The organism is Xenorhabdus stockiae (assembly GCF_002632825.1).
Taxonomy (GTDB): Bacteria; Pseudomonadota; Gammaproteobacteria; order Enterobacterales; family Enterobacteriaceae; genus Xenorhabdus; species Xenorhabdus stockiae.
The window spans coordinates 106,501-127,758 of record NZ_NJAJ01000001.1; the positions used below are offsets into that span (position 1 = coordinate 106,501).

Annotated in this window: 11 protein-coding genes; 2 read left to right on the top strand and 9 right to left on the bottom strand. The window is 45.1% G+C overall.

Annotated elements, in window-relative coordinates:
• Positions 1 to 4: 4 nt before the first annotated feature.
• Positions 5 to 1,216: an aspartate aminotransferase family protein gene (locus Xsto_RS00410; RefSeq protein ID WP_099123748.1), complete on the bottom strand. Its 1,212-nt coding sequence runs from the start codon at positions 1,214 to 1,216 to the stop codon at positions 5 to 7.
• Between the two features lie 521 nt (positions 1,217 to 1,737).
• On the opposite strand from Xsto_RS00410, the gene Xsto_RS21305 reads away from it, so the two are divergent.
• Positions 1,738 to 1,875, top strand: coding sequence for a hypothetical protein (locus Xsto_RS21305; protein WP_169926562.1), 138 nt, complete (start codon positions 1,738 to 1,740; stop codon positions 1,873 to 1,875).
• Positions 1,876 to 1,895: 20 nt separating this feature from the next.
• Here the strand turns inward: Xsto_RS21305 and Xsto_RS00415 are convergent, their stop codons facing one another.
• The gene (locus tag Xsto_RS00415) at positions 1,896 to 2,483 is read right to left on the bottom strand and encodes a GNAT family N-acetyltransferase (protein WP_099123749.1); all 588 of its coding nucleotides are present in this window, start codon (positions 2,481 to 2,483) and stop codon (positions 1,896 to 1,898) included.
• A 595-nt stretch (positions 2,484 to 3,078) separates the two neighbouring features.
• Between Xsto_RS00415 and Xsto_RS00420 the strand changes: the two genes are divergently transcribed.
• The gene (locus tag Xsto_RS00420; protein ID WP_099123750.1) at positions 3,079 to 3,714 is read left to right on the top strand and encodes a hypothetical protein; all 636 of its coding nucleotides are present in this window, start codon (positions 3,079 to 3,081) and stop codon (positions 3,712 to 3,714) included.
• 11 nt (positions 3,715 to 3,725) lie between these two features.
• Here Xsto_RS00420 and Xsto_RS00425 read toward each other — a convergent pair whose 3' ends face one another.
• The 7 genes from Xsto_RS00425 to Xsto_RS00455 all read right to left on the bottom strand — a co-directional run bounded on the left by Xsto_RS00425 (position 3,726) and on the right by Xsto_RS00455 (position 21,203).
• Positions 3,726 to 4,580, bottom strand: a complete 855-nt coding sequence (locus Xsto_RS00425) for a DMT family transporter (protein WP_099123787.1) — start codon at positions 4,578 to 4,580, stop codon at positions 3,726 to 3,728.
• An 82-nt stretch (positions 4,581 to 4,662) separates the two neighbouring features.
• On the bottom strand, positions 4,663 to 5,853 hold the full coding sequence (locus Xsto_RS00430; protein ID WP_099123751.1) for a hypothetical protein: 1,191 nt from the start codon (positions 5,851 to 5,853) through the stop codon (positions 4,663 to 4,665).
• A 147-nt stretch (positions 5,854 to 6,000) separates the two neighbouring features.
• Entirely contained in the window at positions 6,001 to 7,098 is a 1,098-nt protein-coding gene (locus Xsto_RS00435; protein WP_099123752.1) for an ABC transporter permease, read from the bottom strand.
• Positions 7,091 to 8,038: an ABC transporter ATP-binding protein gene (locus Xsto_RS00440; RefSeq protein ID WP_099123753.1), complete on the bottom strand. Its 948-nt coding sequence runs from the start codon at positions 8,036 to 8,038 to the stop codon at positions 7,091 to 7,093. The genes Xsto_RS00435 and Xsto_RS00440 overlap by 8 nt, the downstream gene beginning before the upstream one ends.
• Before the next feature lie 10 nt (positions 8,039 to 8,048).
• A complete protein-coding gene (locus Xsto_RS00445) occupies positions 8,049 to 9,620 on the bottom strand; it encodes a condensation domain-containing protein (RefSeq protein ID WP_099123754.1) in 1,572 nt (523 codons plus the stop codon).
• A complete protein-coding gene (locus Xsto_RS00450) occupies positions 9,617 to 14,431 on the bottom strand; it encodes a type I polyketide synthase (protein ID WP_244590306.1) in 4,815 nt (1,604 codons plus the stop codon). Before Xsto_RS00450 ends, Xsto_RS00445 begins: the two co-directional genes overlap by 4 nt.
• A 37-nt stretch (positions 14,432 to 14,468) precedes the next feature.
• On the bottom strand, positions 14,469 to 21,203 hold the full coding sequence (locus Xsto_RS00455) for a non-ribosomal peptide synthetase (RefSeq protein WP_099123755.1): 6,735 nt from the start codon (positions 21,201 to 21,203) through the stop codon (positions 14,469 to 14,471).
• Positions 21,204 to 21,258: the final 55 nt, after the last annotated feature.

Here is a 21,258-nt window from a genome sequence, read left to right on the forward strand (position 1 = left end):
GCGTTTATTCCTGAACAAATCGCTTGAGGGCATTTTCAAGCCGGGCAAAACCGTCGTTGATATCCTGTTGTTCAATATTTAATGCCGGAGCAAAACGCAGTACATTCGGCCCTGCAATCAGAGCGATTAACCCTTCTTCCGCAGCAAGATTGGTTAATGTTTTCGCTTTACCCTGATATTTGTCCGCCAGCTCTGCGCCCAGCAATAACCCCTTACCACGTATTTCACTAAACACTTGGTAACGCTGGTTCAAATCTGTCATATGCCGGATGAATTCCTGATGGCGCTCCTGCACACCTGCCAGAAATGCCTTCTGGTTCACTATGCTCAGCACTTTATGAGCAACTGCACTTGCCAGTGGGTTACCACCGAATGTCGTGCCATGTGAACCCGGCTGGAATACTTCTGCAACATGCTGTTTAACCAGCATCGCTCCGATTGGGAACCCACCGCCCAATCCTTTTGCACTGGTCAGTATATCCGGCTCAACTCCCGTTTCTTCATAGGCATACAGATACCCCGTGCGGCCAATTCCGGTCTGTATTTCGTCATAAATCAGCAATGCCTGATATTGATCACACAGTTCTCTCAAAGCCTTCAGAAAATCCGGCGTTGCAGGGATAACACCACCTTCGCCGATAATGGGTTCAACAATGACGGCACAAGTTTTGTCAGAAATATGTGCTTTAATGGCTTCAATATCGTTATAAGGGAGATGAGTGATTTGTTGTGGAAGAGGAGCAAAATCTTGTGAATATTTAGGTTGCCCACCCACTGTCACTGTAAATAATGTTCTTCCGTGAAAAGAGTTTTCAAATGAGATAATTTCGTTTTTATGGCTACCATGTTTATCTAAAGCATATTTTCTGGCAATTTTCAGCGCAGCCTCATTAGCTTCGGCGCCGGAATTACAGAAAAAAACCTTATCAGAAAAGGTATTCTCAACTAAATCTTTTGCCAGTTTTAAGACCGGTTCATTGGTGTAACCATTACCAATATGCCAAAGGTTTTCCATTTGACTGCTTAATGTTTCTTTTAATTCATTATTAGCATGACCTAATGCGTTAACAGCAATACCTCCAGCAAAATCAACGTATTCTTTTTCATTCTGATCCCATACTCTGGAGCCTTCAGCTCTGACAGGAATAAATGGAGCTGGTGCGAAACAAGGAACCATATACTGTTCAAACCAATTTCTCTGAATTTCTTTCGTCATTTGTTTTACCTCGAATAATTAACAAGAAAGGTGATAATAGGCGTGTATTTAAAGCGTCTTTAAAATTAATGGATATACTCATATTTTCCATTAATTATTTCTATTAATTTTTAGTTTTATTCATTCATTGGATCAATGCTTTTCTGAAACTTAAAATTAATCTTTCAACACCTTTCATTGTCAGACCTGATTAACAATTAATCGCATCATCTCTTTGATTTTTAACAAAGTCAACACAACAAAATCACAATGAATTTACTTTTTTGATGTTTTTCACAATTTATAAAAATGATTTTTTATTCAGTTTATGCATAAACATTGCATAAAAAATAAATAAAAGGAGGTATATAATTAGGCAGAGCGAAAAAAATCCGTGTTTTGCTCGGTAATTATTCATTTATTGAAGGTACATTTTACAATCAGGTATATTAAAAAATATTTGCAAATACGAATTTTTACAAAAAAATAAATATAGTTATTTAAAATCAATATATTATATTAATTAAATCTCAGATATTATCATGACTATTCAGATAAACTGGCCTGATGATAGTTCAACAACTTCCGGTTACATGAATGATCTTCCCGTTAATCAACTAAATAAAGGGAATGTACTTTTTCAGGGAACTGAAACAGAAAAAAGTGCAGAAGAATATTGATACTTCTGCACTGAGTCGAGTCATTGCCTGAGCATTGCGTACATCATGGGACCATTGAAAGGAAGCGGATATTCCGCTGTGACTTCAAACCCCAGCCGCTCATAAATTCTGACGTTTTTTTCATCCGAGGTTTCAAGAAACACAGGAAACCCTTCACGTTCAGCTCTCTCAAGCCCGGGTTCAATAACCGCACGACTCAGCCCTTTTCCCTGAAAGTCAGGATCTACGGCGACTACCCCCAAAAACCAGCACGGAAAATCCGGACGTTCTTTCGCCATAACGGCTTCAGATGCCTGCATTATGTTAGCTCTTTCTCCCGCGATCTTTTCAAATTCAACGGACAGCGGAACAAAAACAGACGCTGCATCTTCAATACCGGGAGCCGTCCATATAGACACAGCCGTTCCATCATCAGTAGCCCACACATGCCCTACTGCCATACCGACTTTTCGAAGAAAAGCCTCCAGATAACGCTGTACTCTCTGCTGGTGACTATCCTCAGCCAGAAAATGCCGCATCAAAGGATACCCATCAAAAGCACGTGTCAATGTTTGTATGCAACGCGTTATTTGTATTTCTGATATTTCTTTAGACTCACAGACACTCATGTTTTCGCACCTTTATCTTATTAATACCCAATTAATTCTCGGATATATTCAGTTCAGAACGGCAAAATACATCTTTTAACAGCGATAAAATTACTCAACAAACCATCATGCATCAATTAGATATATTTATCCAATTAACGCAATAATAATTCAAGTGAATTGAAAGCATCTCTCAATCAGGATAAAAATCCAAAAACAAAACAATTAACTTATAAAAATACAAAATGAAAATAACAAGCAGCAACAGTGAAGTTTTTTTATCTGATAATGATGTTAATTACACGAAAAAAAATCACATTGCATTCAGAATATTCTTAACAACTGAAGAGATAGAAAAGGAAATCATCATATACCATATTACTGGCTTTAAATATCATTAAGCATAATTTATTGGAAATAATATTAAGAATATACACAAACAAAAAACAGATCAGTTTAACAATAGTTTAGACAGTCCAAGTAAAATATCTAACTCTATTTATTTCTTGCGAGATAAACTTTTCCGACTATATATTAATATTCAGTATATTCATTTATCTTCTTTTAGTTTTCCTTTGGTATGTAGCCAGAGCACCCTTAAATATCAGGTAAAAAAATGCAGCAAACAAACTTATCTATCTGGCGTTATTTAATATCACGGGATGTGATGCTCAACATGATTATACCGATTATTCTGTATCATGTTGCTTTCTCTGTAGGCGGTGTTAGTACTGCCTTACTGCTGACAACAATATATTCAGTTATTCTCAAAATTATCAGTAAAACACAGAGTCTTTGGGTAGTGATCGCTCTGTTGTTGGTATCAGGGTTAAGTCATTATCTTTATATACACGGATATACCCTGTTTGATAAAAAACTGGAGGAAGTTTTCGGTTCAATTAGCAGTGCTGCATCACTGGTTGCAGTCTTCTGTTTTTATTCACTAATAGGAAAACCGGCTGCGAAAACAATGGCTGAGCAAGCCATGCCGGGATTAAAAACTATCTCAGTTTATGGCAAGCCCATCTATGACAGAGTATGGCACGAGGTTTCTATCGCCTGGATTTTGGTCTACCTGTCAAAAGCGATCGGAATTTATCTTCTTGCAAATCGGGCCGGATTTCCCATTGATACAATGATCACTTTTTGCGGAACACCACTGACCATACTAATGATCCTATTCAGTTTCTATTGGCCCCGATATCGCTGGCGCTCATATCGTAAGAAACAGGAACGCAATAAATCAGAGTAACAATATTCCTATTACTTTTTTTCACGAAAAACAAAAGCCAAACCGGTGATTATCGCCACCATTCCAATCATACTTAACGTGGAAAGTGCATTACCTAAAAATAAATAATCCATTAATGCGGTAACACACGGCACAAGATAAAACAGGCTAGTGACATTAACTAAATTGCCTGCATTAATAAGCCGATAAAGTAATAACTGTGCAGCTACAGAAATAACTAACCCAAGCCATAAAACAGAGACAATAAAACCCGTGGTGAATTCAATATGAAAAGGCTTAAAAGGAACAAACAATAAGCATGCTATTAAACTTACACCATATTGCAAAGGCAGAACTTCTGAAGGCGACTGCTGAATTCGCTTCTGAAAAATAGCGCCTAAACTCATACAACCTAATGCTGACAAAGCAAAAAACGTACCCAGAAAAGAAAAATTAGTCATTACCAGCCCTTGGAAAACAACTAATATCAATCCCATTAAAGATAAGAACAAACCCAGTAAACGGCGAACGGAAAAATGTTTTTCTATTACCAACAGAGTAATAATAGGCTGAATCCCCATGACTGTTGCTAAAATTCCGGGGGTAATGCCATGCTCTAACGCAAGAAAATAAAAAATAGAATAGCCGGCAATCATCAATAAGCCAGTACCAGCAACTTTTCCGATACTTCCTGACGCCGGTAAATAATGTTTTCTGAACACACAGAGTAACAAAAGGCATAGAAAAGCTATGACAAAACGTACCGTCAAAATGGCAAAAGAAGAGCTATAATCCAACCCCCAACGAGAAAAAATTGCGCCACTGCTCCACAATAAGACAAAAAGAGAAGTTGAACCGTAGGTTCTCCAAATATTTTTGGAGTTCATATCAAACACACCTATTATCCTGTCTAAAGGACTAATAAGTAGCATTTAATTAAGCATTTGTCATCAATCTTCAGATATTCATTCAGTTGCGTATATTCCTATCTCTCTCACTCTGTAACCTTTTGGCTAAAAACGTTTTTTCAATATAGTCGACAATAATATCACTCGCATTATATTCAAAGATATCCTGGGAAAAATGAGCATTAACTTTATCTTTCGAGAGAAACTGGTCAATCATCTCCAGAGCACGCTTTCTTTCTATAGGACGATTAATAAATAAATCGATGCATTTATCAGTTAATGCTAGCCCGTCTCTCTCTGATAAGTAGGCGGGGATTTCAGGGTATCCATATTCCGGCTGCCACAGAAAACCATACTCAGGGGGATAATAATGTTGAAGATATATTTCTAACTGTAATTGTTGACTATAATTTTGTGGGGGCAAGAAAAAAACATCTTTATTAAGCGCAACACATTCATAAAATGTGGTAAGCCCTGCATTCGATAATACTTTACGGGCCCGCCGTAATTTTTTCAGAAAATCATGTCTTGAAAAACAATCGACATGGATATGAGGGTGTGTTTCAGCGAGTATATTTTTCAGATTTCCGATTGTTCTTCCTCCACCTGCAATCGTAATATTTTTTTCATTTTTCAGATTGGGGATAGATAGCAATTCCTGAAGAAAATGGTAGTAAAAATCTGTTGTCTCGCTGTAAACCGTGTCAATACCACCAAGGGTAATTAATACACCTTCTAATGGATGATCATCCATTAAACATTGTTGCAAAGAATCAGAAAGAATGGGGGGTATAACTTGATAATCACCAAGTTTATCGCTGAATTTGGCAATATTTCGTTCTATTCCATGAAAGTCCTGAATGAACGTTTTTTCAGTTTGGCGCAGATCAGCGTGAAGATTACTCCACATCCAGAATAGCGTATCGATATAGACAATGGGTGTACCCAGTTGCGAAACAAAATTGATCGAGCCGGGATTGGTATTGTTAATGTAAAGACTGGCTCCTGAAATCAGCTCTGAATAACGTAAAAGCTCAGTAACAGAAGTCGTATCACACTCATAAATAATATCAAATAAATTCGATTTTTCACCTAATTGAGAAGAGGTAAGTGTACCTAATAAAATTAACTTAGCATCCGATATCAATTTATTTCTATGCTTTAATTGTTCCACAATATTTAATGTAGTCGATATCGGACCAAAACAGAATGGTTCTGCGTCAAAAATAATATACGGAATATTTTTTAACATATTATAATCTCATAAATTAATATTTAAATTTCCTATATCAGATTTCTTTCCATATAACTTTCCATATAAAAAAACAAAAAACCAACCAGAGTGGAATATTTCCATTATCTATTTTTTCAAGTGGCTGCCAAAGCAGCCACTGACAGATTAATACCAGCGGAAAATTCGCATTCCTAATATAAAAGTCATGATACCAATGACAACCAGTGCAATAGAGGCAGGTACAACCTGTAATAAGTCCCCGCCTTCAATAAATACTTTACGCATATTATCAGCCAGAATGGTTAACGGCAGATATTCAACAATGTTGACCATCCACTGTGGAAAGTGTTTATAGCTGAAAAAGATCCCCGATAACAAAACCTGTATCAGAATCGAAACCTCCAGTAAGCCGTTCGCAGTCTGAGCCTTGCGTGCCCGGGATGCCACCAGCACTGCCACACCAGAAAAACAGATATTCCCGGCAAAAAGTAAAAGCAGGAAGGCGTAAAACGAACCCTGTATTTCTATATCAAAATAGATCTTAGCAAACTGATAAATAATCAGTATTTCAACGAAGTTGATGATAAGACAGGCCAGAATATGTGCCATCAGAAAGGTGGTCTTACGCATTGGTGTGATACACATCTGACGAGTAACCCGCGCGAGACGTTTTTCTGCCAGTGCCCAGCCGACGGCAATTAAACAGGTTTCCATTATTGCCATCGCCAGTAACCCCGGTATCAGAAAATCCAGATAACGCAACCCCGGTGTTTCCAGAATGAAAAGATTTTTATCTGTTTGCTTTCCCTCTTGCTGATTGAGCAAATAGTAAGTCAGCAGAGCATCACCATCCTGTGGATCAAGGTAGTGAATCTGTTTTCCCTGCGTATTCTGTTCAATGAACATCTGAATATCACCCCGTTTCAACCCGAGGATCACCGCTTCACGGTCAGGGTAATATTTAATATGATATTTAACCTTTACCAGATTATTCCGTTTGATTTCATCCTGATTGATAATGCCGGAGATGGTGTGTTCATGCGCTGTAAACTGCTCTCCCCATTGTTTGATCTTCTGTTGTTCCGCCACTTCTGTTGGCAGAACAATGCCGATATATCTTTCGGGAATATCCTGTGATGAGAACGAAAGCCCTAATAGCCAGACCAGCAAAAGCGGAAAACCAAATGACCAGAACAGAATTTCCGGCTCACGGATATATTGCCTGAATTGTGTTTTCATCAGGTTGATCAGCGCACTATTCATGGAAGCGTCTCCCTGCCAGTGTCATGAACAAATCATCCAGTGTTTTCTTTCTGATCACCAGTTCATTGATATCGGTATCGGCTTTTTTGGCACATTCAAAAAGCTCAGTCACAAAGCTGGCTGAATCGTCAATTATCATACGGATCCTGTTTTTTGATTCATCGTATTCATAACTTGATACCCGATTATGCCGGCTCAGTGCTTGCAAACGTTCAGGGAACCGGGTCGTCAGCTCAATCAGATCGCCGTTACAGTATTTTTTCAGTAATTCATCCATGCCACCCTGTGCAATAATTTCTCCTTTATTCATGATACAAATCCGATCACATAAATACTCAGCTTCTTCCATATAATGCGTTGTCAGCAGCATAGTGGATTTTTTTTCCCGGTTGAGTTTGCGCAGAATGTCCCATGTATCATGCCGGAAACGCGGATCAAGCCCTGTTGTCGGCTCATCCAGTATCAGAATTTCCGGCTCATTCATAATGGCAACACCCAGAGCCAGCCGCTGGCGCTGGCCTCCTGATAACCCTTCCACATAAGTCCGGTGCTTCTCCGTTAATTCAACCAGTTCCATCACTTCCTGCACCCGATGACGTGAACAGCCATAGAAACTACCGAACAGAGTAAGCACTTCTTTCACTCTGAGTTTGTTGATAAATAACGTTTCCTGCAAGACTCCGCTGAGACGCCGACGCAGATAAGGTGCATCATGCTGCCATGTTTTTCCCAATACCCTGACAGAGCCTGAATCTGCTTTTTTTAGTCCTTCCAGTATTTCAACCAGTGTCGTTTTTCCCGCACCATTCGGGCCGAGCAGACCAATGAACTCACCACGATAAACGTCCAGAGAAATGCCTTTCAGCGCCTGATAATCTTTGTACTGTTTCCTGACCTGCTTAAACTCAATCACTTTCTCTTCTTGTTTCTGAATAGCCATTCTCTGTATCTCATTCAGTGATAAGTTGGGAGAGAGAAGATAGTTTTTCCTTCAGCAATCCGGTAAAACAGGCCATCCCTGCCTGATTAAAGCAGCAGCAGTTAATTTGCATGATTGGTTTGCTATCTTCAGAAAGTGTGACGTAAATATTGATAGAGTCATTTTCCCATTGGGTAGAAATGGCCTGACCGGGCAACGCCTGATGTTCCCGATGTTCACTTTTCCAGTAGCTGCTCAGGCGTAACCCATCCAGCCTGCTACCCGACGTCTCAGATTTGAATACATCCTGTAATATATTAATGTTTATCGTTGGTTGTGAAATTTCTACGCTGCGTCTGGCTCGGCGAATGATAGATTGCGGTGGTCTGGGTTCCATAAACAAAAAATCAGCCAGAAAATGCGGGTAGAGCCGGGCACGCCGGAATACCTTGCTGTAAAGCCAGCTACCTGCACGGATTGCCAGAGAATAAATACCGGGGCTGCTATGCCAGCGCTGTTCAGCCAGTACACCTACCGGCAAACTCCACGGGCATTCCATGTGGTCATAGGCCGATAAAATCTTTTCCCTGACCTGTTCCAATAAAGCAATTGTCGTCGCCTCATTTTTTCCTTCTCTATCCTTTAGGCTGTCCAGATTGACAGGCACCGGCATAACACGCAGCATGGGTGCCATCAATGTTTCACTTCCGGGCTGTTCCCTGCCTTCCAGCACTGAATTCAGCGAGAAACGGGACTGCCCTGTCATGGTGTAAATCACCTCTGCAACCAATGTCAGAAAAACCATCTGCAATGTTGCTTTTTGCTGTTTAGCCAGCCTGTCCAGCAAGTCATAGCTATTTTCAGGAAATGGCAGGTAAAACTCATGATCGGTCAGAGTATTCTGGTTGAGATAGCGAGCAGGAAAACGCGCATAAGGATATCCCTTCAGATGCTGCCGCCAGAAAGCCAAATCTTGCTGACCATGTTGATGATGGGTTTCCCGCTCATAACAGACCCATTCATCAATTTGCATTTGATCAGGTAAATTTAACTGGCTTTTTTTCCCGTGACATCCCTGTTCATAAAGCCGCCAGAGCTGTTGCTCAAACAAGTGGATGGCTCCGCCATCCGCCACAATGTGAGGAAAGCATAAAAACAATACATGTTTTGATTCTGCCAACCGGAAAATCTGTGCCCGCAGATGGGGAGGCGATTTGAGGTTAAATGGCGTATGCAGGAATTTTTGGCTATTTTCAGTCACCTGTTGTTCCTGCTTATCGGCATCATAAGCTGACAGATCCAACAGCGGCAGATCAAACTCCCGCATCTGGCAAAGCCGCTGCATTGGTGCGTAATCCAGTATTTCCGTGCGCAGGGAAATATGCGACTGGATTAGCGTATTGATAGCCTGTTCCAGCACCGCTATCCGCAGTTCTCCTTCAATCAGAATACCAACCTGATTGTTAGCTGTATCCCCCAGTGCAGTAGATACAAACCAGAAACAGTGCTGGGCATATCCCAACGGGAACCAGTTTCCCTGCTTGTTATTCCCGGTGCCGTGCGAGTTCCTGGCGGCCTTGACTCTGTGCATTTTGGCTATCATCGCCTTTCCTCCGAACTGCCTGTCAGGTTGTCCGGCTGCACCTTGTTACGCAGATTGACCTGCTCAGCCAATTGTTCAATCGTGGAGTGCTCGTAAATAAACCCGACAGGAAATACCACCTGTAACCGTTGTTTAATTTTTGCGATGATCTGCACTGCCATCAGTGAGTGACCATTCAGTTCGAAGAAATCATCAAACACCCCTAATGGGCCTATACCCATTTTTTCCTGCCAGATATCAGCAATAATTTCTTCCGTCTGATTGCGGGGAGCCTGATAAGCGACACTTAATATCGGGCGGGGATACAGATTCTGCTCGCCCGTGTTTGCCGTATTTTGGTCCTGTTCCGCTGGGATATTGTTTTCCACCGTGTGGTCAGTATCCGGTAACGGTAAGCCGCGGGTAGAAACAGCATAAACACTGTCCCCATGTGACAGTAATAATTCCAGTAACCGGCAACCCTCTGCCGGCAGAATACCGTGCCTGATACTTTCTTGTTCTTCATTATCCTGATACCACTGACGCAGGCTATCCACAGCCATTCCTACCTCACGCCATGCATCCCAGCCAATAGCAAGATAGCGGGTCGTTTTTTTCCTGCCTGAATGTGACTTACTGAAATTTTTCTCATCTAAAACAAGTTGATGACGTGATAAAGCGTAAGCATCTTCAAAAGCATTGGCTGCACAATAAGCGACCTGCCCGATTGTACCTATGTGGGATGCCAGTGATGAACTTAAAACGAAAAAATCCAGTGGGCGACGTTTAAACCAGTTATCCAGAACCTGTGTTCCCAGTACTTTTGACCGGAATACCTGAAGTGAGTCTTCGAATCTGCGATTCTGGATCAGCCCGCCATCGGCAATACCTGCACAATGAAAGATCCCGTGGATTTGCCCATACTGGAGAACAACATCGGTCAGTGCTTTGTTGACTCTTGAAGCATCCGCCAGATCGGCAGAAATGACTGAAACAGACGCGCCCATCTGCTTTAACTGTTGTAACAAACGGATATGGCGTGAGCGCTTATTGTCTGCATCATGAGTTTCCAGCCAGTCTGACCATTCATTACTGGGCGGTAATTCACTGCGGCTGATGAAAATCAAATGGGATTGATAATGCTTCGCCAGATAGAGTGCTATTGTGGCTCCAATACCGCCAAATCCGCCCGTAATCAGGTAGTTTCCCCCATGTCTTAATAGCGGGGACGCCGTCGCGGGTAAAACTGCGGTTTCAGTCAACGGAACATAACGATGCCTTCCGCGAAGCGCGACGATATTATCCTGATCCTCCTGTTCTTCCGGCTGTCTGAGGATCTCTGTCAGTAATGCTGATATTACGGCATCAGACGGCTTAGGATTCAGTAAAGGCAGTGACCAGCGAGCAGGCAGGGCAATATCAATACTCCTGCACTGCACCTGTTCAAACTCTTTTGGAATGACACGACATGGGCCAAGCAGCAGCGCTTTAGCCGGATCGTTTCTGTCCTGTTCTGTAATCGAATGCAGTCGGTTGGAGAGGATATCTATTTTTAGTGAAACCGTTTTCAGTTGATCCTCATCTATTCCATCTGTTGCTAATCGGTCTACCGCAAATTGCCGGGCGATATGCAACAGAGATTCATAATTGGTAAAGGCCGTGTTCAATGCAATGGAAGCTGAACGCGTTATTGACCAGGCATGAATGATGTGAGCGACCTTCACTTTCCGGCTGTTAAATAAATCCGCCAATGTCTGATAGTCTTCGCTGCTCTGCGGATTGATGATGACCTGACGTGTGTTTGTATCTGCTTTAAAACGTCCGCCCTGTATCACCTGCCAGACTTCACCACCTAATTGTGTCAGTTCAGCCGTTAGCTGTTTGCCTACTCCTGAACCGTCCATAAAAATCAGGAAAACCTGCCCGTTTAACCGGGCATAATCTGCCACCGGTATGGGCATCTGTTTCCAGCGGATCTGGTGACTCCACTGCTCCAGTGGCAACCGCCCGTTATCTGAAGCCGTCTGTCGGGTATGAGAAGCCTTTTTATGCGAGGTATCACTAATCCATGAATCCAGACTGTAACGCTGACGCTGGAATGTATATCCGGGCAGAGGAAGGCGGTGGCGTTTCTGTGGCTGATAAAATGCAGACCAGTCGACAGATACCCCCTGTTGCCATAGCTGCCCTAATAGATTCAGTAAATGTTGTCTGTCCGGGATAGTTTGTTTGATACTTCGGGTACTGTTGAACACCCGCTGATGTGCCGCTGAACCTGTAAGCTGTATTTTTGCCAGTCCGGTCAGAGCACTGCCCGGCCCCATTTCCAGTAAAACTGGCGCTTTTGAAGGTGAGGTTTTTTGTGATTGAGATTGCTGTATATGGGAGACTGAAGTAACTTCCTGTTGAGACAATAAGCACGCCACTCCCTGACTGAACGCAACCGGTTCACGCAATTGACGTACCCAGTAATCCGGCGACATAGCCTGTTCAGCAGTGATCCATGTTCCCGTTACACAAGAAATAAAGGGTAATTCTGGCGCTGATAGTGTTATGCCATCAAATGCCTGTCTGAACGGCTCCAGACACGCATCCATCATCGCACTGTGAAAAGCATGGGAAGTATGCAGCGTACCGGATTCGATATTATCCTCCGACAGACGCGCTTCAAGCATCAGTATGGCTTCTGTTTCGCCGGATACCACACAAAGTTCAGGCGCATTATAAGCAGCCAGTGTAACACCCTCAGTGAGATAGCCCTGTAATGTTCTTTCATTAAGTTCTACCGCCAGCATTTTTCCGGCAGGCATCTGATTCATTAAGTTAGCCCGCCTGATCACAATCTTCACTGCATCTTCCAGAGTGAAAACACCCGCAATACAGGCGGCAACATATTCTCCGATGCTGTGACCGATGCAAGCCGTAGGACGTATCCCCCATGCCATCAGCAACTGACTCAACGCATATTCGACAACAAACAGAGCTGGCTGGGTATAACGTGTCTGATATAACGCCGGGGTTTTATTCGCTTCAGCCGTATCGAAGATTAACGGACGGATATCACGCTCCAGCAAAGGCAGCATTATCTCCGCACATCTATCCACTGCGGCCCTGAATACTGGCTCCTGATCGTAGTACCCCTTCATCATTCCGGGGTATTGTGCGCCCTGCCCGCTGAACATAAAAATGACCGACGAAGCAACGGTACGTAACGTATTTTCCTGTGCTGTCCGGGATAAATAATTATCCAGCGCCGCAATTGCGCTGATGTGATCATGGCATACCAGACTATGCCGATAATCCATTTCATGACGGCCGACATGCAGGGTATAAGCGATATCAGCTAATGGCAGTCGGGGAGATTTTTCCAGCCAATCACGGAAGTTAAGTAACTTTGCCTGTAATGCTTGCGGTGATTTGGCTGAAAAAGAGAGCAACTGTTGCGGGTGAGACGGGCCTGACGGGGAAGTATAAGGTGTTTCCTGCAAAATCATATGGGCATTGGTTCCTCCAATACCAAAGGAACTGACACCCGCCCGGCGTACGCCCTGACACTGCCACGCTTCACCTTTTGTCGGTATATAGAATCTTGAACCGGTCAGATTAATTTCAGGATTGAGGCGGGTAAAGTTGACCGCCGGTGGCAGATAACGGTGCATCATCATCTGTGCAACTTTCATTACGCCCGTCACGCCTGCCGCCGAGTCTACGTGCCCCAGATTCGCTTTGACAGAAGCCACCGCACAGCGCGTCTGCCCTGTTTCCGGCTGCTCATAAGCACTGAGCAGGGCTTTCATTTCCATCGGATCGCCAAGGTGCGTGGCTGTACCATGAGCTTCGATATAACTGATACTTTCTGGTGCCACGTCTGCCACCAGCAATGCGCGCTGAAGAACCGCTGTCTGACCAGTTACCGAAGGCGCAGTGAAACCGATTTTCTCGGCCCCATCGTTATTGACCGCAGAACCTTTAATAATTGCATAAATATGGTCGCCACTATCCAGTGCATCCTGTAACCGTTTCAGCACCACAACACCAACGCCATCACCGCTCAGAGTACCGGATGCCTCAGCATCGAAAGTTCGACAATGCCCGTCATGGGAAAGAATGCCGCTGCCCTCGAAGTGATAGCCACTGTGGGAGGGAAAACCAACGTGAACACCTCCGCCCAGTGCAATGTCACATTCTCCGGCTAATAGAGACTGGCAGGCATAGTGTATCGCCACCATTGAACTGGAGCAGGCCGACCCGATAGTGAAACTCGGCCCCCGCAGATTGAGCTTGTAGGATACCCGTGTCGAAAGCAGATCGTTATTATTGCCAAATAGCAGCATGTCCGATAAATACGGCCCTTCGGCAGTGTGATGATTCAATAGATAATTCATAAAATAGCTGCTGCTGGAGCTGCTGGCATACACGCCGATTGGTCCCTGAAACTTTTCCGCTGCATAACCGGCATTTTCCAATGCCAGCCATGACGTTTCCAGAAACAAGCGCTGCTGTGGATCTATCGCCTGAGCTTCCCGCGGAGAGTAACCAAAAAACTCAGCATCAAAATCTTCAGGATGCTCCAGCACGGAAACATTGCGGATAAAATCGGCCCGCGAACGGGCCTCCACTGATATTCCTTCTGCATCCAGTTCGGCATCAGTCAATGGCCTGACAGACTCAACTCCCGCCGCGATATTTTGCCAGAATTGTTCAACATCACTCGCGCCGGAAAATTGTCCCGCCATACCGATAATGGCGATTTCAAAACCGTGCATTTCCAAATCAGACACTGATTCCACTGCCTGTTCCCTCTGAACGTTATTACCATCGGTGTTATTCATGATCCGTTATTCCTCATTCCCACTATTCATCTTCCGGCTACCTTTTCTGCTGCATTTTTTTCTGCATTTCCGCCAGACGCTGACGACCATCAGTGATGTTGTTCAGACTGGTTTCTTTAGCACCCTGCATCCTCTTCATGGCCGATGAAGTTCCTGCGTTTTCACTCTGTCCGTGCCCTCCGTTGATAAAGCGGGCAAGCTGGTGAATGGTGGAATAATTCAGTAAATCAATAATGGAAAGTCGGGTATAACCCAGCGCATGCAGTTTCAGATGAACACGGGCCAGCAGCAGTGAATCTCCCCCCAGATCGAAGAAGTTTTGATTACAACCGGGAGATTCCATGTCCAGCACTTCGGCCCAGACCTGCTGAATGGCAAGCACGACAGGATCGGTCAGTACATTGGTTTTTTCCTCAGCGACAGCGGGAACCGTCTCCGCTAATGGGGAAACGTTACTCAGTTCATGATAAGCAGCCTGCTGTGGGATATCCTGTGGCAATCGGGCAATATCAAGTTTGCCGTTTGCATTCAGTGGCAGAGAAGAGAGAGCCTGAAAATAGGCCGGTATCATGTAACGTGGCAGCCTTTCCGCCAGATAATTACGCAGCTCCATCGTATTCAGAGCCTGTCCGACATGCAGAACGATATAAGCCGCGATCCGTTTACCCCGGTTTTCCTCAATCACCCGAACCGCTGCACGTTCCACATCCGGATGTTTGCACAGGACGGCTTCAATTTCCCCGGTTTCCACTCGATAACCTCTGATCTTGTTTTGGTCATCAATACGCCCCAAGTATTCAATGTTGCCATCAGGCAGAAAACGCCCGCGATCACCGGTTTTATACAGCCGGTCTGAGAGGGATTTATCAAATGGATTTTCAATAAACAGGGTTTGGTAGATGTTTTCCTGATTAAGATAAGCTATCGCCAGCCCCTCACCTCCAATGTATAGCTCCCCCGCAGTACCAACAGGAACAGGATGGAGGAAGCTATCAAGGATATAAACCTGATTGCCCTCATTCGGTCTGCCGATTGGCACACTATGACCTTCGGTTCCCCGATAACGATAGCTGGTGGTAAACGTGGTATTTTCCGTTGGGCCATAACCGTTGATCAGGATCAGTTCAGGATAACGCTCCTTAATGCGGGCTGCGTGCCATGATGACATCGCCTCACCACCGGAAATCAATTGTTTTACCGGTTGCAATAGCTGGGGGCGTTCATCAACGATGAGATTAAGCAAGGATGCCGTCAGGAACAGGCTTTCTATCTGCGATTCCTTAATGATTTTTTCCAGCAGAAGGACAGAAACCACACCTTGCGGGAAGATCACTATTGAACCGCCATTCAGTAACGGTCCCCAGATTTCCCATGTTGAAGCATCAAAACTGACGGAAGCCAGTTGCAGATAACGCTTAAAGGCGTGGAAATCAATATAGCTGACATTTTTAACCAGACGAATAATACCTTTTTGCCCGATCAATACCCCTTTCGGTTTACCGGTAGAGCCAGAAGTGTACATGATATAAGCAGGCAGACCGCCCTGATGTTCTGCGTGAGAATTCAGGTAATCCGGCAGATCACTCACCGGCATTTGTGCCAGTGCAGACTGTTCTTCATCCAGCCATAAAACAGGCGGAAGATCTGGCATAGTGTCAGGCAGCCACCGGTCTGTTACCCGCCTATCAATGATTAACAAATCACACTGAGCATCTTCTATCTGCTCGATCAACCGGATATCCGGGTCGTCGGTATTAAGTGGCAGGTAAACCGCGCCGAGTTTTACCAGTGCCAGCATCGAAACGATCAATTCAACACTGCGCCCCAGCAATAGCGCCACATACTGTCCTTGTTTCACCCCTTTTTCTGCCAGCAGATGTGCTAACTGGTTGGACTGTTGGTGTAACTCCAGATAACTGAGCTGCCGCTCCCCGAATTCAACCGCGAGCACAGACGGTGTTTGGGCTACCTGTTCAGCAAATAATCCAGCCAGTGTTTCTGGCCCCTGATAGCCAGCATCTCCCTGACTGAAATTTTCCAGTTTCTGTTGCTGTACCATTGGCAGGAAATGATTGGCGCAATGCAATGCCTGTGGATCTGCCACCATCGCCGTAAATACCGCGATATAGCATTCCGCCATCGTTGATACCAATCCACGGCTGATTTTATTTTCGTCGTAATCAAGTTGGATGGAGATTTGATCACTGGCCAGCGCCGAAGAGAGCGTAAGATGCTGAAAATGGACATCCAGTGTAAAATGGGTGCCTTCGTAAACGTCCTGCGTATGCAGCCTGTCCACCACTTCCAGCCCCACTTCCGCTGCCATCTGGCCGTAAACATGGAAATCAATATAGTTAAACAGCACCTCATCCAGTAATGGCTGCTGACCGAACTGGCGCTGAATTTCGGCTAATGGATAACGACGATGCGGAATTGCTTCAATTTCGTTAGCAAAGACCTGCCGGATTAACTCGTTCCAGGAGACAGATGTCAGGATTTGACGGAATGGAAGAATATTCAGGAACAGGCCGTACAGATGCTCTCCTCCCTGCGCTTCAGGGCGTCCGTTTGCGCTGATCCCGGTAAGAATATCATTCTCCCCGCTGAAAATACTGATGACCTTGACGTGCCCTGCCAGCAAAACGCTTTTCAGCGGGACGCCAAGTTGCAGCATCAAATGACGTAATCCCTGATAAACAGTACTATCCAGCGTCAGGGAAACAGATTTCAGTTTCGGGCTGGTTGCAGGGGGATGAGCACTTTGAATACCCTCCGTATGTTGTTTACGTGGCAATTCAAGGATGGTGCAGTCATCCAGTTTCTGGGCCCAGTAATTTTTTTGTTGTTCATCGGCAATGGCAGCCCGCTCCAGTGCAATAAAATCACGATACTCCAGCGATTTTTTATCCGGTGCCTGCCAGCTTGTCTGTCCTGTCAGCGTGGCATAACGATTGAAGACTTCCACAATCATGGTGTTATAACTCCAGCCATCAAAGACCGGATGACATTCGGTCATCGTAAACTGGAAGGAGTTATCAGTGCGCAGTTGAATGAAGAAACGCAGCAGGGTCGGATTCAGCAGATCAAACGGATTCACCCGTTCTGCTTCCAGCAATGCTTTTGCCCGCACATCCTGCTCTTGTTCCGATAAATGACGCAAGTCTTCTACAACAATCGGTAATTCAGCAAAGTCATAGACCAATTGCAACGGCTCACTGTAATTCTCCATATCAAACGCCGTGCGTAGTACATCATGGGCTGCCACGGTCTGAGCGGTTGCTTCCCTGAATGCCTGCTCATTAAACGCCCCGTTAATACGCAGATGAGACGTTCCGGTACAATGATATACGTTGGCATCCGGTGACATATTCATATGGTAGAACATACCCGCCTGCATCCGGCTGAGCGGGTAGGCATCAACGATTTTTTGCGATCTTTCCTGTGCCTGCGCCTGTAAATGCAAGCGATCTTTCTCTGATATCAGGCTGAATGGTGCAATACTTTGCGCTGACAGTTGATGTTCTTTGCGACGTTCATCAATCAGGGTTGCCAGTTCTGCCACTGTCTGGTGCTGGAACAGATCAGCCAGCGTCAGCAGCCAGCCCTGCTCCTGTGCTTTACCCGTCAGTTGGACACCTCGCAGGGAATCGCCTCCCAGCGCAAAGAAGTTATCATGAATGCCAATCCGCGATACCGGCAATGTTTCCCGCCATAACTTCAGCAATTCACGTTCGGTTTCATTGCGAGCTTCCCGATATTCACTGGCGAGTTGCGGACGTACCTGTTGTGGCGCGGGCAGGGCTTTGCGATCAATTTTTCCATTACTGGTCAGTGGCAGGGCATCAAGGAAAATAAAGGCAGATGGCAGCATGTAGTCCGGCAGAGTACGCTTCAGTTCAGCCCTGAGCATATCGACAGACAATGCTTCAGCCGAACCTGTTCCCGCCGGCACAATATACGCCACCAGATGCGAAGTATGCTCAGCTTCGTTCTGGTAAGCCATCACGACCACCTGTTCTATTTCATCAATACGTTTCAGGGCTGTTTCAATCTCGCCCAACTCAATGCGAAAGCCCCGGATTTTCACCTGATGGTCAGCACGTCCGAGATATTCCAGTGCCCCATCCCGCCGCAAACGTGCTAAATCCCCGCTCCGGTATAACCGCTGCCCTGCTTCTGCCTGCGGGAAAAACTGCCGTTTATCGACAAAACGCTGGGCCGTCAGTTCAGGTCGATTCAAATAGCCGCGAGCCACACCGGCACCACCAACGTATATCTCTCCTACAGCTCCCAGCGGTGACAACCTGCCCTGTCCATCCAGTAAAAAAATCTCCAGATCGTCCAGCGCTTCACCAATCGGGCTTTTTCCTCCCTGCAAGGCATCTGCCTGCCTGATCCTGCGATAGGTCACATGTACTGTCGTTTCAGTAATGCCATACATATTGATGATTTCAGTCTGCTCATCGCCATGTTTTTTAAACCAGCCCAACAAATTAGCCGGCTCCAGCGCTTCTCCTCCCAGAATCACATAACGCAGCGACAGAGGTGAATTTATTCCGTTTTTATCCTCTTTATTTAATTGTTCATCAGCCGCCATAAATAGCTGGAAAGCAGAAGGCGTCTGGTTCAGCACGGTCACTTTTTCCTGTTGTACCCACTGATAAAAATGGCCCGGTGTCCGGCTGGTCCAATAAGGCACAATGCTCAGACGTCCGCCGTGCAGTAATGCCCCCCATATTTCCCATACCGAGAAATCAAACGCGCAGGAGTGAAAGAGTGTCCAGACATCATTTTCACTAAAGGTAAAATGACGTTGACTGGCACTGAATAACCGCATGACATTGGCGTGCGGGATTTCCACGCCTTTCGGTACACCGGTAGAGCCGGAGGTATAAATCACATAAGCCAGTGCATCAGGCTGACAGGCCATATCAGGGTTATCCAGCGGCATAGTCTGAATAAAGGTTTTTTCAGTATCGATGCAGAGATAATCCACTTTTTCGTGATCAAACAGAGTGCGGTATACAGGAGTGCCGATAACCAGCTGAATACCCGCATCTTCAACGTAGAAACGAACCCGTTCCGGTGCATGGCTGCCATCGATGGGTACATAAGCCAGCCCTGCTTTTAATACGGCCAGAATAGCAACCAGCATCTCCTCATCACGTTCCAGACAAAGGCCGATCAATGGCGTTGATTCTACCGTTCCCTCCGTTTGCTGCCTGATTTTCAAAATATGGTGTGCCAGTTGATTGGCCCGCTGATTAAGCTGTTCATAAGTGAGCGTCTTGCCATTGTCAGTGCTCAGAGCAATAGCCTGCGGACGACGCATTACCTGTTGCTCAAATGCCTGATGTAAGGTTTGTGTCACCGGATGAGTGTTCAGGCTGCGTGGCCATTCTTGCAGTAGCCACTGTTTTTCCGCTTCATTGATACATTGATACTCAGTCAGCGCAGCATGGGCGTTCCGGGCTATTTCCTGCAACAAAAAGCAGAAATTAGCCTCAACCTGTTTAATCGTTGCTTCATCAAACAGGTCAGTACTGTATTCAAATGTGCCCTGCAATTGTTCTCTGCCATCGGCCTGTAAGATTTTTTCCATCGAGAGCGTCAGATCGAATTTAGCGTAATCCCCCACAACCGTGAATGGCGTGGTTTTGATTCCATCTAACTGCCATCCGGCAGAGTCTGAGCTATCAAAGGCAAACATGACCTGAAACAGCGGAGCATAGCTCAGATCCCGTCTGGGGTTGATAGCTTCCACCAGTTGTTCAAAACTCACCCGCTGGTGGGATAAACCATCAAGTACAGTATTAAAAACCTGCGTCTGTAATTGAGTGAAATTAGCATGAGGATCCAGCTCAATCCGGTAAACCAGTGTATTGACAAAGAATCCGACAATACCTTCCAGCTCCAACTGCCCACGCCCGGAGACCGGCGAACCGATAACCAGATCAGTCTGACCACTGTAGCGATAAAGCAGCAGGTAAAATGCACTTAATAGCGTGGAAAACAGGGTTTTATTTTGCTGACGTGCCTGTCGATCCAGTGCCTGTGTCAGTTCAGGCGATAATGCGAAACAGTGCGTTTTACCGCGCAGGCTCAGACGGCTGGGGCGTGGATAATCAAAAGGCAGTGCGATAGGCTCAATACCGGACAGTTTTTCTTTCCACCATACCAACGATTCAGCTAATGCAGGATTTTCATGCTGCTCGTGCTGCCATTCTGAATAATCAATGTACTGTATGGGTAACTCCGGCAATTCGGGGAATCTGCCCTGTCGCCGTGCGTTATAACATGCTGTCAGTTCACGGCTGATAATACCGGCAGACCAGCCATCTGAAATAATGTGGTGCAGCACCATTACCAGATAATGACGCTCCTCCCCGTGTTCAGTTCCACACTGATACAGAGTAAAACGCAATAACGGAGCCTGCTGTAAATCAAACGGTTGCTGACTGTCGTGCTGTAAACGCTGCTTTTGTTCTTCTTCACTCAGCATAGACAAATCAACCGTGACCAGCGGTAAAGATACGGATTCATGGCAACACTGATAAAGTGAGCCATTCTGATACACAAAACCTGTGCGAAAAGACTCGTGTCTTTCCACCATATCGCTGGTAGCCTGTGTGAGTGCCGGTATATCCAAATGTCCCTCAAGCACCAGCGCAGTTGTGATGTGATAAATGGCGGATTTTTGTTCGAGTTGTTCATGCAACCATAAACGTTTTTGCGCAAGGGATGCTTTAAACTGAAATATATTTTCCTGCATAAAACCTCCGGCTAAATACCCGTAACTTTGCGGGTTTCGGGTATATTCCATTGTT

What these genes read in the sequence shown, in the direction of transcription:
- Xsto_RS00410 (WP_099123748.1), bottom strand. Translation starts at nt 1,216, where the DNA reads ATGACGAAAGAAATTCAGAGAAATTGGTTTGAACAGTATATGGTTCCT.
- Xsto_RS21305 (WP_169926562.1), top strand. Translation starts at nt 1,738, where the DNA reads ATGACTATTCAGATAAACTGGCCTGATGATAGTTCAACAACTTCCGGT.
- Xsto_RS00415 (WP_099123749.1), bottom strand. Translation starts at nt 2,483, where the DNA reads ATGAGTGTCTGTGAGTCTAAAGAAATATCAGAAATACAAATAACGCGT.
- Xsto_RS00420 (WP_099123750.1), top strand. Translation starts at nt 3,079, where the DNA reads ATGCAGCAAACAAACTTATCTATCTGGCGTTATTTAATATCACGGGAT.
- Xsto_RS00425 (WP_099123787.1), bottom strand. Translation starts at nt 4,580, where the DNA reads ATGAACTCCAAAAATATTTGGAGAACCTACGGTTCAACTTCTCTTTTT.
- Xsto_RS00430 (WP_099123751.1), bottom strand. Translation starts at nt 5,853, where the DNA reads ATGTTAAAAAATATTCCGTATATTATTTTTGACGCAGAACCATTCTGT.
- Xsto_RS00435 (WP_099123752.1), bottom strand. Translation starts at nt 7,098, where the DNA reads ATGAATAGTGCGCTGATCAACCTGATGAAAACACAATTCAGGCAATAT.
- Xsto_RS00440 (WP_099123753.1), bottom strand. Translation starts at nt 8,038, where the DNA reads ATGGCTATTCAGAAACAAGAAGAGAAAGTGATTGAGTTTAAGCAGGTC.
- Xsto_RS00445 (WP_099123754.1), bottom strand. Translation starts at nt 9,620, where the DNA reads ATGATAGCCAAAATGCACAGAGTCAAGGCCGCCAGGAACTCGCACGGC.
- Xsto_RS00450 (WP_244590306.1), bottom strand. Translation starts at nt 14,431, where the DNA reads ATGAATAACACCGATGGTAATAACGTTCAGAGGGAACAGGCAGTGGAA.
- Xsto_RS00455 (WP_099123755.1), bottom strand. Translation starts at nt 21,203, where the DNA reads ATGCAGGAAAATATATTTCAGTTTAAAGCATCCCTTGCGCAAAAACGT.